General features: G+C 67.5%; 14 protein-coding genes. 10 read left to right on the forward strand and 4 right to left on the reverse strand.

Annotation, left to right across the window (positions count from 1 at the left end):
* Positions 1-33 precede the first annotated feature (33 nt).
* From ACZ1DY_RS43225 to ACZ1DY_RS43235, 3 genes are read left to right on the forward strand one after another with little or no spacing between them, the layout of a single operon-like run.
* The gene (locus ACZ1DY_RS43225; RefSeq protein WP_465483124.1) at positions 34-1,503 is read left to right on the forward strand and encodes a flavin-containing monooxygenase; all 1,470 of its coding nucleotides are present in this window, start codon (positions 34-36) and stop codon (positions 1,501-1,503) included.
* Complete coding sequence (locus ACZ1DY_RS43230; RefSeq protein ID WP_465483125.1) at positions 1,500-2,366, forward strand: metal-dependent hydrolase; 867 nt, start codon at positions 1,500-1,502, stop codon at positions 2,364-2,366. Before ACZ1DY_RS43225 ends, ACZ1DY_RS43230 begins: the two co-directional genes overlap by 4 nt.
* Positions 2,363-3,367, forward strand: coding sequence for a PDR/VanB family oxidoreductase (locus ACZ1DY_RS43235; RefSeq protein WP_465483126.1), 1,005 nt, complete (start codon positions 2,363-2,365; stop codon positions 3,365-3,367). Before ACZ1DY_RS43230 ends, ACZ1DY_RS43235 begins: the two co-directional genes overlap by 4 nt.
* Positions 3,368-3,371: 4 nt before the next feature.
* Here ACZ1DY_RS43235 and ACZ1DY_RS43240 read toward each other — a convergent pair whose 3' ends face one another.
* Positions 3,372-3,656 (reverse strand): YciI family protein, encoded by a 285-nt coding sequence (locus ACZ1DY_RS43240; protein WP_465483127.1) that lies wholly within the window; start codon positions 3,654-3,656, stop codon positions 3,372-3,374.
* Between the two features lie 140 nt (positions 3,657-3,796).
* On the opposite strand from ACZ1DY_RS43240, the gene ACZ1DY_RS43245 reads away from it, so the two are divergent.
* The 4 genes from ACZ1DY_RS43245 (at position 3,797) to ACZ1DY_RS43260 (ending at position 6,842) form a co-directional block, all read left to right on the forward strand.
* Positions 3,797-4,372: a SigE family RNA polymerase sigma factor gene (locus ACZ1DY_RS43245; RefSeq protein WP_044849325.1), complete on the forward strand. Its 576-nt coding sequence runs from the start codon at positions 3,797-3,799 to the stop codon at positions 4,370-4,372.
* Between the two features lie 91 nt (positions 4,373-4,463).
* Positions 4,464-5,666, forward strand: a complete 1,203-nt coding sequence (nagA, locus tag ACZ1DY_RS43250; protein ID WP_257489829.1) for an N-acetylglucosamine-6-phosphate deacetylase — start codon at positions 4,464-4,466, stop codon at positions 5,664-5,666.
* Between the two features lie 18 nt (positions 5,667-5,684).
* Entirely contained in the window at positions 5,685-6,065 is a 381-nt protein-coding gene (locus ACZ1DY_RS43255; protein WP_465483128.1) for a hypothetical protein, read from the forward strand.
* Between the two features lie 54 nt (positions 6,066-6,119).
* The gene (locus tag ACZ1DY_RS43260) at positions 6,120-6,842 is read left to right on the forward strand and encodes a DedA family protein (protein ID WP_126736294.1); all 723 of its coding nucleotides are present in this window, start codon (positions 6,120-6,122) and stop codon (positions 6,840-6,842) included.
* Positions 6,843-7,060: 218 nt separating this feature from the next.
* On the opposite strand, the gene ACZ1DY_RS43265 is transcribed toward ACZ1DY_RS43260, so the two are convergent.
* Positions 7,061-8,449 (reverse strand): FAD-binding oxidoreductase, encoded by a 1,389-nt coding sequence (locus ACZ1DY_RS43265; protein WP_465483129.1) that lies wholly within the window; start codon positions 8,447-8,449, stop codon positions 7,061-7,063.
* A 19-nt stretch (positions 8,450-8,468) separates the two neighbouring features.
* The gene (locus ACZ1DY_RS43270) at positions 8,469-9,953 is read right to left on the reverse strand and encodes an MFS transporter (RefSeq protein ID WP_465483130.1); all 1,485 of its coding nucleotides are present in this window, start codon (positions 9,951-9,953) and stop codon (positions 8,469-8,471) included.
* Positions 9,954-10,042: 89 nt separating this feature from the next.
* Between ACZ1DY_RS43270 and ACZ1DY_RS43275 the strand changes: the two genes are divergently transcribed.
* Entirely contained in the window at positions 10,043-10,570 is a 528-nt protein-coding gene (locus ACZ1DY_RS43275; RefSeq protein WP_465483131.1) for a TetR/AcrR family transcriptional regulator, read from the forward strand.
* A 45-nt stretch (positions 10,571-10,615) separates the two neighbouring features.
* Here ACZ1DY_RS43275 and ACZ1DY_RS43280 read toward each other — a convergent pair whose 3' ends face one another.
* The gene (locus ACZ1DY_RS43280; protein WP_257483396.1) at positions 10,616-11,038 is read right to left on the reverse strand and encodes a PPOX class F420-dependent oxidoreductase; all 423 of its coding nucleotides are present in this window, start codon (positions 11,036-11,038) and stop codon (positions 10,616-10,618) included.
* Between the two features lie 193 nt (positions 11,039-11,231).
* Between ACZ1DY_RS43280 and ACZ1DY_RS43285 the strand changes: the two genes are divergently transcribed.
* Together ACZ1DY_RS43285 and ACZ1DY_RS43290 are read left to right on the forward strand one after the other, a co-directional pair.
* Complete coding sequence (locus tag ACZ1DY_RS43285; RefSeq protein ID WP_125679560.1) at positions 11,232-11,750, forward strand: MarR family winged helix-turn-helix transcriptional regulator; 519 nt, start codon at positions 11,232-11,234, stop codon at positions 11,748-11,750.
* Between the two features lie 4 nt (positions 11,751-11,754).
* Positions 11,755-14,016: an MFS transporter gene (locus tag ACZ1DY_RS43290; RefSeq protein ID WP_465483132.1), complete on the forward strand. Its 2,262-nt coding sequence runs from the start codon at positions 11,755-11,757 to the stop codon at positions 14,014-14,016.
* Positions 14,017-14,385: the final 369 nt, after the last annotated feature.

Below are 14,385 nucleotides of genomic sequence, written 5' to 3' on the forward strand. Positions count from 1 at the left end.
GGGCACGAACGCCTCGAAGTGGAGGATTGCCAGATGACCGAGCGATTCAAGGTCGTGATCGTGGGCACCGGGTTCTCCGGGCTCGGCCAGGCCATCCAGCTCGAAAAGGCCGGGATCTCGGACTACGTGATCCTGGAGAAGGCGGACGAAGTCGGCGGTACGTGGCGCGACAACTCGTACCCCGGCTGCGCCTGCGACGTGCAGTCCCACATGTACTCGTTCTCGTACGAGCAGAACCCGGACTGGTCGCGGTCGTTCTCGCCCGCTCCCGAGATCTTCCAGTACCTCAAGGACGTCACCGACAAGTACCGGCTGCGGCGCAAGATCCGCTTCGGCGTCGAACTCACCGGCGCGACCTGGGACGAGACCGAGCGCCGCTGGCACGTGCACACCAAATCGGGTGAGTTCGAGGCTCAGTTCCTGGTCTCGGGCGTCGGCGGCCTGCACATCCCGCAGGTGCCCCAGCTGCCCGGCATCGAGAAGTTCAAGGGCCAGACCTGGCATTCCGCGCAGTGGAACCACGAGTACGACCTGCGCGGCAAGAAGGTCGCCGTGGTCGGCACCGGCGCCAGCGCGATCCAGTTCGTCCCGAAGATCGCCCCCGACGTCGACGAGCTGACGCTGTTCCAGCGCACGCCGCCGTGGATCATGCCGAAACCGGACCACGCCATGCCGGGCTGGGCCAAGACCGCGTTCCGCCGGATTCCCGGCGTGCAACGGCTTTACCGCAACGCGTTGTACTGGTTCCTCGAAGTGCGCGCCGTCGGCTTCAACGGCCATCCCGCGATCATGAAGGCCGGCGAGGTGATCGCGAAACGCCACATCGGCAAGGCCATCAAGGATCCGAAGCTGCGCAAGAAGGTCACCCCGGACTACACCATGGGCTGCAAGCGGGTGCTGATCTCCAACGACTACTACCCGGCGATCAACCGGTCCAATGTGGACGTCAACACCGAAGGTGTGCGGGAAGTCAAGGCGCACAGTGTCGTCGACGGGAACGGTGTCGAGCACGAGGTCGACGCGATCATCTACGGCACCGGGTTCAAGGTCACGGATGCCTTGGAATACCTGGACATCACCGGGGTCGACGGCCGCGACCTCGCCAAGGAATGGGCGACCGAGGGGATGCACACGCACAAGGGCATAACCGTCTCCGGCTTCCCCAACCTGTTCTTCCTGCTCGGCCCGAACACCGCGCTGGGCCACAACTCCGTCGTCTTCATGATCGAGTCGCAGGCGCGGTACGTCGTCGACGCGATCAAGCTCGCCGATTCCCGCGGCGCCGCCGCGCTCGACGTCCGCGCCGGTGTGCAGGAGAAGTTCCAGCGCGAGATCCAGGACAAACTCGTCAAGGGCGTGTGGACCCAGGGCGGCTGCAAGAGCTGGTACCTCGACGCGAAGGGCGTCAACCGGACGATCTGGCCGGGCTTCACCTGGCGCTACTGGCTCGAAACCCGCAAGGTCGACCCGAGCGACTACGAACTCAGCGGGAGGTCTTCGTGACGGACCACGAGCAGATCGTCCTGCACGCTCGCGACGTCGAATTCGACTGGGCGTCGCTGCCGATGCACTGGATCCCCGGCGAACCGCAGGCGACGCACACGATCAACGTGCTGCATCTGGCGCTGCCGGAGGGCGAGCGCTGGTTCGTCGAGGTGTTCAAGCAGGCCGTGCCGCTGATCCGCGACGAGCGGCTCAAGGAGGACGTCCTCGGCTTCATCGGCCAGGAGGCCATGCACGCCGAGGCGCACGACGGCGCCGCGGCACACCTCGAAGCGGCGGGCGTCCACGTGCGCCCGTACATCGCGCAGATGGAGTGGATGTTCCGCCGCCTGCTCGGCGACCGCGACCTTTCCGCCGAACGGCGCGAGGAATGGCTGATCGAACGGCTCGCCATCGTCGCCGCCATCGAGCACTACACCGCGTTCCTCGGCCAGTGGATCCTCGACGCCGAAGCGCTCGACAAGGCCGGCGCCGACCCGACGATGCTGGATCTCCTGCGCTGGCACGGCGCCGAAGAGGTCGAGCACCGCTCTGTCGCCTTCGATCTGTTCATGCATCTCGACGGCCGCTACACCCGGCGCGTGCGCAGCATGCTCGTGGTGACGCCGGTGCTCGCCTGGGTTTTCTTGCGGGGCACCAGGTTCCTCATGAAGAACGATCCGACGCGGCCGGGCAAGACGAGTTTCCGGACCTATCTGCGCGTGGCGAAGCTCGGGCTCCTGCCTTCGGGCAAGCAGCTGCGGCGCGAGATCCGGCCGTACTTCCGGAAGTCCTACCACCCCACCGAAACCGGCAACACCGATCAGGCCGTCGCGTACCTCGCGAGCTCCCCGGCCGCTTTGGCCGCCGACGAACCACGATGAAGACACCGCCGCGGCCCCTGCGGCTCGACGGCAGCGGGCGGACCGACCGCGCGATGGCTTCGCTGACCGGCGTCGTCGCGCTGTACCGCAGGCTCAGCGGGATGAGCGGCCGCCGCCGGCCGCCGGTGGCCGTCGTCGACCGTGACCTCCCGCTGGTCGTCGACGATGTCCGTCGCGAAGCCGACGGCGTCGCCGTCCTGCGGCTGGTGCACGAACGCGGCGAAGCGCTGCCGCGATGGCGGCCCGGCGCGCACATCGACCTGTCGCCCCGGCCAGGGCTGGTCCGTCAGTACTCCCTGTGCGGCGATCCGGACGACCGCTCGGCCTACCGCGTCGGTGTCCGTCTGCTCGGCGAGGGATCGACGGCGGTGCACGCGTTGAAGAAGGGTGCCCGGATCACGGGACGCGGCCCGCGCAACGCGTTCCCGTTCGTCGCGAGTCCGGCGTATCTGTTCATCGCGGGCGGTATCGGGATCACGCCGATCCTGCCGATGGTGCGGCAGGCCGCCGCGGCGGGCGCGGACTGGCGGCTGGTCTACACCGGCCGCGACGAGGCCTCTATGCCATTCCTGGAGGAATTGTCCGGATTCTCCGACCGCGTCTGGATTCGCCCGGACACGGACTACGGAATCCCCGCCTCCGGCGCGGAACTCCTCGAAGGGGCCCCGGAAGGCGCGCCGATCTATTGCTGCGGCCCGGTTCCGATGATCGTCGGTGTCCGGACCGACGCCGCGCTGCGGAGTTCGGGGCCGGTGTTCTTCGAACGGTTCACGACGCCGCCGATCGTCGGCGGCAAGCCGTTCCGTGTCGAACTGGCCCGCAGCGGCAGGGTTTTGGACGTGCCCGCCGACCGGTCGGCGCTCGACGTCCTGCGCGAAACCGTGCCCGGTATCGCGTATTCGTGCCGTCAGGGGTTCTGCGGGACGTGCGAACTGCCGACGGTGACCGGCGACCGCGTCCGGGTCTGCGTCGAACGCGAGCCGGTCACCCTCGATCTCTGAGTCGTCAGGCTTCCTTGGGGATCCAGGAGCCGATCACGGGCTTGAACTCGCGCACGGTCCGCTTCGCGACGACACCTTCGAGGTGGTACGGATCCTTGTCGATGATCTCCAGCAGCGCCGCCTCGTCCTCCGCCTGGTACATCGAGATACCGCCGGAGCCGTCGCCCAGCGGGCCGCCGAGCGCGACGACGCCCTGGTCGGCGAGGGCGGACAGGAATTCCCGGTGCCGGGGGCGCACATCCGCCAGCTTCTCCTGCACGTACGTGATCTCCACCAGGAACCAGGCCATCGACATCTCCAAGGTCGCTCCGAACGGACGCCCCAGCTTCTCAGGATCCGATCAGGCAGGACTCCCGCCCCACCCGATACGCTGATCGAGCGTCATGCACAGGTTGTGCTTCAAAGGGGTAAATGAACAGGTAGGGGTACATGCTCGAGGGCAATGCGGAACGCAGTGTCGAGGCGACCCTCGGCCATCTGCGCACCATGGACGGACCGGTCGCGCCACCGCCGCCTGCGGCACCGCTGACCCTTGAGGATCTCTACCGCCAGCACCGGATGCGGCTCGTCCGGCTGGCCATCCTGCTCGTGGACGAACCCGCGACCGCCGAGGACGTCGTCCAGGAGGCCTTCACCGGGCTGCACCGCAACTGGGGACGCCTGCGCGACGCCGCCGCGGCCGTCGGATATCTGCGCACCGCCGTGGTCAACGGATCACGCAGTGTGCTGCGCCGCCGCAAGACCGCGCGCGAGTACGTCGCACCGCACGCCGTCAACGCGCGTTCGGCCGAAAGCCTCGCCATGCTGTCGAGTGAACATCAGGCCGTGGTGAGCGCTTTGTCCAAACTGCCCCCTCGCCAGCGCGAGGTTCTGGTCCTCCGTTACTACGGTGGGCTGAGTGAGGCCGAAATCTCGGAGGCCGCCGGGATTTCGAAAGGTACCGTTAAGTCAACCGCCAGCCGGGCGCTCGAAGCACTGCAGAAAGCGATGCAGTCACCGAACTGATGCCCGGCCTTCATCTCGACCGCTGGGTTGTGCCGCCATGCTTGGTCCAGACCAATATATGCTGGGGGGCGTGAGAGGCGCCGGAGATTTCGTGATCGTGGGCGGCCGGGTCGTCGCCCCGGACCGTGTACTCGACGACGGCTGGCTGGCTATCGCCGCCGGCAAGATCGTCCAAGTCGGTTCCGGGACACCCCCGGACATCGATCGCGTCGACGTCGACGGATGCCTGGTCGTGCCCGGCTTCGTCGACACCCACTGCCACGGCGGCGGGGGCGGATCGTTTTCCAGCTCGAACCCCGAGGAGCTGCTCCGCGCGGTCCGCGCGCATCGGCGGCACGGGACCACGACCATGCTCGGCAGTCTGGTCTCGGACCCCATCCCGGTGCTCAGGGACCAGATCTCGGCCCTGCGCGAGCTGGTCCAAGAGGGTGAACTTGCCGGAATTCACCTTGAAGGACCCTTCATCTCGAAGGCGCGCTGCGGGGCGCACGATCCGGCGACGCTGATCGAGCCGGACACGGCGACGGTCAACGCGCTCCTCGGCGCGGGCCGCGGCGACATCCGGATGGTCACCCTCGCCCCCGAACTGCACGGCGGGATCAAGGCGGTCCGCCAACTGGCCGAATCGGGCGTCATCGCCGCCATCGGGCACACCGACGGCGTCGAGGACCAGATCATCCCCGCGATCGACGCGGGCGCCTCCGTCGCGACCCACCTCTTCAACGCCATGCGGCCTCTCCACCACCGCGAACCCGGCCCGATCGGCGCACTCCTCGACGACGAGCGCATCACCGTCGAGCTGATCTGCGACCTCGTCCACGTGCACCCGACCGTGCTGCGGCTGGCCGCGCACCACGCGGGCAAGGGCCGGACGGTGCTCATCACCGACGCCATGTCGGCCACCGACGCCGCCGACGGCAGCTACATCCTCGGCCGCCTCGAGGTCGACGTCCGCGACGGTGTCGCCACCCTGGCGGGCAACGGTTCGCTGGCGGGCAGCACGCTGACCATGGACGCGGCCTTCCGCAACCTGGTCCGCGGCGCGGGTATCGACCTGCTCGACGCCGTCCGCGCGACCTCCGGGCGCCCCGCCGAACTGCTCGGCATCGCCGACCGGACCGGCTCACTGCGCGCCGGGCTCGCGGCCGACGTCGTCGTGCTCGACCGCGACCTCCGGCCGGTCAAGGTGCTTCGTCAGGGCGAATGGGTCAAGGACGACGCTGCGGCTACATTGAGCGCCACGGCTCCGCTGAGCGGGGCGGTCGAAGGCGGTGTGTCGGTCAGCGACGGGTAGCGGCGAAAGGAGTCCCGGATGAGCGAGCCCAAGGACCCGGAGAAGCTCCTAGCCGACGCCCTGCGCGCTCAAGCCGTCTTCGCCCCTTCGGCGGAGCGGGCCTCCGAGGCGACCACGGACAAACCGGCCGAAACGGACACCGAGAGTAACGCCGGAGCTCCCGGAGAACACGAGCTGCCGCTGCAGTACGGGCTGCTGTCCGGCGCCAGTGCCGACTCGCTCGAACGGGAGCGCGTCGCGCTGGAGGACGCGGAAACGGCCAGGCTGGCGGAGCGCCCGACGCCGCCTCCGGCACCTTCGCCGAGCAGCCCGCCTTTGCCCGCGTACTGGGTGCTGCTGCTGGCCGTCCTGCTGGGGCTCGCGGCAGGCTCGGTGATCGGGCTGCTCACGCTGATCTGAGCCGCGCTCTCCCGCCGGGTCAGGGCACTCAGCGTCACCCTGTACCGTTTTGGTGTGATCCTGGCGCAGAACACCGTGACGACGATGGGGCTCCTGCCCGAGTGGCTGGACCCGCAGCACCTGCTCAGCGGACTGACCGTACCGGTCGTCACCATCCTCTGCTTGATCATCTTCATCGAGAGCAGCATCTTCCCGGTGCTGCCCGGTGACTCACTCCTGTTCACCGCGGGCCTGTTCATCGCGAACGGCTCGATCGAGGCGCCGCTGTGGCTGGTGTGCGTCCTGGTCACCGTCGCCGCGCTGATCGGCAACGCGGTCGGCTACGGCCTCGGCTGGAAGATCGGGCCCTGGCTGTTCCGCAAGCCGGACTCGAAGTTCTTCAACCAGAAGTACGTGGACCAGACCCACGCCTTCCTGGAGAAGCACGGGCCGAAGGCGGTCGTGCTGGCGCGGTTCGTGCCGTTCGTGCGGACGTTCATCACCTGGATCGCCGGTATCGGCAAGATGGACCCGAAGAAGTACTTCGTCTACACCGTCATCGGCGGCATCCTGTGGGCCGCGGGGATCACCGCGCTCGGCCACCTGCTCGGCGGCGTCGCGTTCATCCGCGACAACGTGGACGCGATCTTCATCCTGATCGTGCTGGTGTCCGTGGTGCCGATCGTGATCGAGTACCTGAAGTCGCGGCGCGAGAAGAAACACGCGAACACCGCGACCGGCCTCGTCGCCGACACCGCCGAGGACGTCACGCAGCAGATCCCGCGCGTGCGCGACTGACCCTCACACGAAGTACATGAAGGCCCCCTTCCTTGCGTTAGGCGCAAGGAAGGGGGCCTTCATGTACTTCGGCCGGAACGGCGGAGGTGGCAACGTCGCGAAAGCCACTTTCGCAACGTTGAAGGTTGTGAAAGTGGCTTTCGCAACGCCAGCGGGATGGGGAGCGCGAGAGGTCGGCCAGGCGGTGGTCATGAGCCGACACTTCGCCCTCACGAGCTTCAGAGGGAGAACATCGAGCCCGGGTTGAAGAGGTTCTCCGGGTCCAGCGCCCGCTTGATCTGCCGGTGCACCTGGATGCCGACCTCCCCGATCTCCTTGGCGAGCCACTCGCGTTTGATCCGGCCGATGCCGTGCTCGCCGGTGACCGTCCCGCCCAGCGACAGGGCCACGTCGAGGATCGCGTCGAAGGCGATCCGCGCGCGGGCGAACTCCTCCTCGGAGTCCTGCGCGTAAACGATGGTCGGGTGCATGTTGCCGTCACCGGCGTGGCCGACGACGGCGATCCGCAGGCCCACTTCTTCGCTGATCCGCTCGCAGCCGGCGATCAGTTCGGCGATCCGCGTGCGCGGCACGCAGACGTCGTCGGTCAGCCAGACGCCGTACATCTCCAGCGCGGTGAGCACGACCCGCCGCGCCTGCAGCAGCATCTTGCCCTCTTCGAGATCTTCGGTGGCGTACGCCAGATCCGCGCCGCAGTCGACGCAGATCTGTTCCAGCACCGCGAGTTCCCGGCGGGCGACCTCGCGGCCGGAGTCGGATTGCGCGAGCAGCAAGGCCTTGCAGTCCGAACTCGTGCCGAGGTCGGTCTTGAGGTAGGCCTCGGCCGCCTTGATGGACGTCGCGTCCATGATCTCCATGAGCGACGGCACCAGACCCTCGCGCACGACTCGCGCGACGGCCTCGCCCGCCGCTTCCGTGCTGTTGAAGGCGGCGACGAGCGTGGCGGGCAGCTGCGGCAACGGTTTCAGCGCGACGGTCGCCTGCGTGATCACGCCGAGCGTGCCCTCACTGCCGACGAAGAGCCGCGCGAGGTCGTAGCCCGCGACACCCTTCACCGTGCGCCGCCCGGTCTTCAGCACCGAGCCGTCGGCGAGCACGACTTCCAAGCCCAGCACGGAATCCGTGGTGACGCCGTACTTCACGCAACACAGACCGCCCGCGTTGGTGGACAGGTTCCCGCCGATGGTGCACCAGTCGTAGCTCGACGGGTCCGGCGGATAGAACAGGCCGTGCTTCTCCACCGCGTTGCGGAAATCGAGGTTCACCACGCCGGGCTGCACGACGGCGAGCCGGTTGCCTTCGTCGATTTCGACGATCTGGTCGAGTTTCGTCAGCACCAGCACGACACAGCCGTCGATCGCGTTCGCGGCGCCGGACAGACCACTGCCGGCGCCGCGGGGCACGATCGGCACCTTGAACTCCGCGCAGGCCTTGACCACGGCCTGCACACCCTCCACGTCGGACGGCAGCACCACCGCGAGGGGTTTGCCGCTGTCGGCCAGCGGCATCATGTCGCGCGAGTAGGCATCCGTGACGTCGGTGTCGGTGAGCACCACGGCGTCGCCGAGATGCTCGCGGAGCCGGGTGAGCAGGGCATGGTTGTTCATACCCTCATCGTAGGCCGGATCAGCTCCGCACTGCGGAATTTTTTTTCCGATCTAGCAGAACAAAGGCCTGAACACCTGTATAGACGAGCACGGCCACGCCCGCCCATGCGGTGACGTGCACCCCCTGGGTGAAGGCTTCGCGAGCCGATTCCAGGAGCGCCTGCCCCGCGGCAGGGTCGAGCTGCTGCGCCGTCGCGACCGCGCCGCCGAGGGTGTCCCGGGCGGATTCGGCCGTCCCTTCCGGCAGGCCGGACCGGTAGACCGCGGTCGCGACACTGCCGAGGATGGCCGTGCCGAGCGCGCCACCCAGCTCGAACCCGGTCTCGGAGATCGCCGAAGCGGCCCCGGCGCGTTCGGCCGGAGCGGCCGAGATGACCAGGTCGTTCGTCAGCGTCTCCGACAGGGCCACACCACCGCCGAGCAGCGTGAACGACACCACGACGTACGCGAGCCCGCCGCCGGACGACACCTGGGTCAGCGCGAGGAAGCCGACCGCCGCGACCAGCAGACCACCGCTGACCAGCAGCGAAACCCGGATCCGCTTCGCGAGCCAGGCCGCGAGGAGCGCGCCGGCGACACCGGCGACCGTCGCGGGGAGCATCCACAGCGCGGCGACGACCGGGGTCAGCCCGAGCACCAGCTGCAGGTACTGCGGCACCAGGAACAGCAGGCCGACCATGGCGAACACGCCGAGCATGTTCGTCACGACGGAGCCGCTGAAGGCCCGGTTCGCGAACAGCTTCAGGTCGAGCATCGGCTCGTCGAGGCTGTTCTGCCTGCGGACGAACACGACACCGAGCGCGAGCCCGATCACGACGCTGACCGCGGCCTTCCAGGTGAAGCCGTGTTCGGCGACCAGCTTGATGCCGTAGACCACCGGCAGCATCGCGGCCAGCGACAGCAGCGCCGACAGCGGGTCGAAGCGACCCGGCTTCGGGTCACGCGCCTCCGGCAGCACGAACGGTCCGACGATCAGCAGCACCAGCATCACCGGGACGTTGATGAGGAAGACCGAACCCCACCAGAAGTGCTCCAGCAGCCAGCCGCCGAGTACCGGCCCGACCGCCATCCCGCCGGAGAACCCGGCGCTCCACACCGCGATCGCGATCCGGCGCTGTTTCGGGTCGACGAAGATGCTGCGGATCAGCGACAGCGTCGACGGCATCAGCGTCGCGCCACCGACACCGAGCAGCGCCCTGGCGATGATCAGCATGAACGCGCTGGTCGAGAAGGCGGCGAGCACCGACGCGGCACCGAACGCCGCGGCGCCCATGAGCAGCAGCTTGCGGCGGCCGATGCGGTCACCGAGCGTGCCCATCAGGACCAGCAGGCCCGCCAGCATGAACGAGTAGATGTCGACGATCCACAACTGCTCCGCACCGGTTGGCGCCAGATCCTCGGACAGGAACGGCAGCGCGAACCCGAGCACCGTCATGTCCACGCTGATCAGCAGCACCGGAAGTACCAGTACCGCCAACGCCCACCACTGCTTGCGCCTCGCCATGGCGCACTCTCCTTCTGACTAAACCGTCTGGACGGTACAGTTACCGCCTGATGCGAAGGTAAACCGTCCAGACGGTATAGTCAACTGATATGGCGAAGCCCACCGCGAAGGAACGCATCCTCGATTCGTACGAGGAGATCCTCATCGAGCAAGGCCCCGGCGGGGTCACCCTCGACGCCGTCGCCGCGCACGCCGGGGTCTCGAAGGGTGGCCTGCTCTACCACTTCGGCTCCAAGGAAGCCCTGGTAGAAGGCCTGATGGAGCGTCTCGCCACGTTGTCGGAAGCGGATCTCGAAGAGGCACGGAAGGCGCCCGAAGGCGTCGTTTCCTGGTACCTGCGGACGGCGATCACCGACGTCACCCAGCGCAAGGCGCTGCACCGCACGACCATGGCGACGATCCGGATCATGCTCAACGAACCGCGGGTCGCCGAGGTCGTCCAGGTCTACAACCAGAAGCTCCACGACCTGATCAGCGAGCACGTCGACGACCCGCTGGCCGCCGAACTGATCATCCTGGTGGGCGACGGCCTCTACCTGCGGGCGGCGCTCGGCCGGGAAGACGCGAGCCCCCTGCTCGACCGGATCGACGAGATCAAGGCCCGCATCCAGCGCTGACGCGTTCGCGCAAGGACCGCATCCAGAGGACGAAACGCGGGAGACCTACATCTGGATCCCGTAGACGCGCTCGATCGGAATGGTGAGCAGAACACGCTGGTCGGCGACCATGGCGTCGCGGAACTCGTCCCAGTCCGGATGCTCGCCCCGCGCCCGCCGGTAGTGGTCCACGAGCGCGTCGACGGTCGCGTCGTCGCGCGAAGCGGCGGCCGGCGTGAGCACCGCCGTCCCTTCGACGACGACGTAGCCGTCGCCGCTCTCGGTCGACACGTGGAACGTCGCCCGCGGGTCGCGCTGGAGGTTCTTGGTCTTGGCGCGCGGGGCGGTGATCGAGATCAAGATCGCGCCGGCGTCCGCGTCGTAGAGGTAGTTGACGGTGGACAACTGAGGCCTGCCGTCCCGCTTGATGGTGGCGAGGGTGCCGAAGTTGCGGGCGGCGAGGATCGCGTAGAGCGCGGAGTCGGTCATGCCTCCATCAAAGCAAAAGTGCAGCTCAGGGCGAATCGGACAAACATGCACGAATAAATGTGCTTGCATGCGGCAACTAAAGTGTCATCGGACACACAACGTCACTTTCTCCTTGCGAGGCGAGCCCTGGGAGGAACATCCTTGCTCTAGGCAACTAGTTGCAGTGACCAAGCAACCGGCGAGAGAGACCACCATGACACCCACGACACCCGGCACCAGGTCGAAGGCCGACCTCGATCTGGCCGACACCCTCGGGCACGAGCTCGTGCGGCTCGTGCGCCTGGTCAACCGGGCGAAGTCCCAGGTGTCCAAGCAGGGACCGGACGGTATCGAGCGGGCCGCGTACGCGATCCTCTTCTGCCTCATCCATGTCGGCCCCCAGCGGACCAGCAAACTCGCCGAGTTCCTGCACTCCGAGATCTCGACCATCAGCAGGCAGTCGAGCTCGCTCGTCCAGCACGGGCTGGTCGAGCGCCTGGCCGACCCCGAAGACGGCCGTGCCTGCCTGCTCGCACCGACCGCCGAGGGGCATCGGGTGTTCGAGGAGAACCGCAAGCAACGGAACCAGTGGCTCGCCGAGGTGCTCGGTGACTGGTCCGACGAAGACCGGAAGACCCTCAACTCGCTGTTCCACCGGCTGAACGACGACCTCGAAAAAACATCTCCACAGTTCGCCGACCCCGCGTCGGCGTCGAAGGCCAAGGGGGCCTGAAGCAATGAGTTCCGCAGTAGAAAGTCCGCCAGCCATCCAAGAAGATGGTCCCCGGCTCAGTCACCGTCAGATCGTCACGATCCTGATCGGCCTGATGTCGGGCATGTTCCTCGCCGCGCTCGACCAGACCATCGTCGGCACCTCGATCGTCCGGATCGCCAACGACCTCAACGGGTTCGACCTGCAGGCCTGGATCACCACGGCCTACCTGATCACCTCGACGATCGTCACGCCGATCTACGGCAAGCTGTCCGACATCTACGGGCGCAAGCCGTTCTACATCGCCGCGATCTCGATCTTCCTGATCGGCTCGGTCGCCTCGGCGTTCGCGACGTCGATGTACGAGCTGGCCGCGTTCCGTGCGATCCAGGGTCTCGGCGCCGGCGGCCTGATGTCGCTGGCGATGACGATCATGGGCGACATCGTGCCGCCGCGGGAACGCGCCCGCTACCAGGGTTACTTCCTGGCCGTGTTCGGTATCTCCACCGTGCTCGGCCCGGTGCTCGGCGGGTTCTTCGCCGACTTCGACAAGCTCGGCAGCGTCTTCGGTTACGACATCGCCGGCTGGCGCTGGGTGTTCCTGATCAACGTGCCGATCGCGATCGTCGCGCTGTTCGTCGTCGCCCGCGTGCTCAACGTGCCGCACCAGCGCCACGACCACAAGATCGACTGGTGGGGCGGGCTCGCGCTCATCGTCGCCGTCGTCCCGTTCCTGATCGTCGCCGAGCAGGGCAACAAGTGGGGCTGGGGCTCGCAGAACGCGATCCTCTGCTACATCATCGGCGGTGTAGGCGTGGTCGCCTTCATCTTCATCGAGAAGCTGATGAAGGACGCGGCGCTGATCCCGTTGCGGCTGTTCAAGAACTCGACGTTCACGGTGGCGATCATCGGCGGCGTCATCGTCGGTGTCGCGATGTTCGGCGCGATCATGATGATCCCGCAGTACATGCAGGTGGTGCAGGAGTTCTCGCCGACCGAGTCGGGGCTGCTGATGATCCCGCTGATGGCGGGCATCATGAGCGCCTCCATCATCTCGGGCCAGATCACCAGCAAAACCGGACGCTACAAGGTGTTCCCGGTGATCGGCACGCTGCTGATCGCGGGCGGCGCGTTCTTCTTCGCGCAGGTCGAGTACAACAGCGCGCTGTGGCACCCGCTCGTCGCGGCCGCGATCATCGGGCTCGGCCTCGGTTCCTGCATGCAGACGCTGATCATCGCGGTGCAGAACGCGGGCCCGCGCAGCGACATGGGCGTCTCGACCGCTTCGGCGACGTTCTTCCGGCAGATCGGTGGTACCGCGGGTGTCGCGGTGTTCCTGACGATCCTGTTCAACGTCCTGCCGGGCAACATCACCAAGGCGTTCGGCGGCAACGCGCCGACCGGTGAAGGCGCCGCGGCGCTGGGCGACCTCACCACGAACACGAGTGGTATCGCGAATCTGCCCGAGGCCATCAAGACCCCGGTGCTGATCGGCTTCACCGAGTCGATCACCACGGTGTTCTACGTGGCGGGCGCGGTCGCGCTGCTGGCGACGCTGGTCCTGATGTTCATGAAGGAGATCCCGCTTCTCGGCGGCTCCGCTCCTTCGGCGGCTTCGGCCCTCGAAGGCGGCGAAGCACTCCTCGAAGAGGACGACGCGCCTGCCGAAACGGCGTCGGAGAAGACGGTCGTGACCGCGCCCGTCGAGGCCGGGAAGCACGCGATGACCAACGGGAACGGGGCGTACCGGGCCGGATCCGCCCAGATCAGCGGGCATGTCCGCCGGGACGACGCCACGAACGTCGCGGGTGCGGCGCTGACCCTGATCGACCACAACGGCAATCAGGTGGCCAGGACGCACACGAACGAGAACGGCGCCTATTCGTTCGCCGGCATCGTGGGCGGGCGGTACACGCTCGTCGCCAGCGGCCGCTGGTTCCGGCCGGTCGCGGCGACGCTGACCGCCACCGGGGCCGGGGTGCTGCGCCACGACTTCGAACTGGTCAGCACGATCCTGCTGAGCGGGGTCGCCCGCACCGACGGCGACCGGGTGGTGCCGGACGCACGGATCACCGTGCTCGATTCCTCGGGTGGCGTCGCCGCCGTGGCGAGGACCGACGCGGAGGGCAACTACACGGTCAGCGACCTGCCCGCCGGGACCTACACGGTGATCGCCAGCGGCTATCCGCCGGCGACCAGCCGGGTGGATCTCCTGGGCGGTGAGCAGGCCGAACACGACGTCCGGCTGAGTTACGACCAGGCGCTCGACGAGCTTGTCGAGCACTAGTCACAAGCGCTGTGAAGGGGCCTTTCCTCGCGAATTTCGCGAGGAAAGGCCCCTTCATCGCACGGCCGGGGCGGCGGTGCGGCCTGGGTCGGGTTGGTCGCCCCTGCAGTACATGAAGGCCCCCTTCCTTGCGCCTGGCGCAAGGAAGGGGGCCTTCATGTACTTGGGGTAGGAGTGAAGGTCGAGTTTCCTCGGCTGAGCCGAGGGAAGGGGGCCTTCACGCGCAGCAGCCGTGACTGGTGGGGGCTGGTGATGTTGCTGAGGTGACGATCGTGTAGTCCACCTGGCCGCCACATTCAGTAGGTACCCAAGACACTCCTTTGTCCTGACCCGAAGCGCCACTCACGACCATCTCGCCGCGGGTGACCG

The organism is Amycolatopsis sp. PSD-21 (assembly GCF_055561455.1).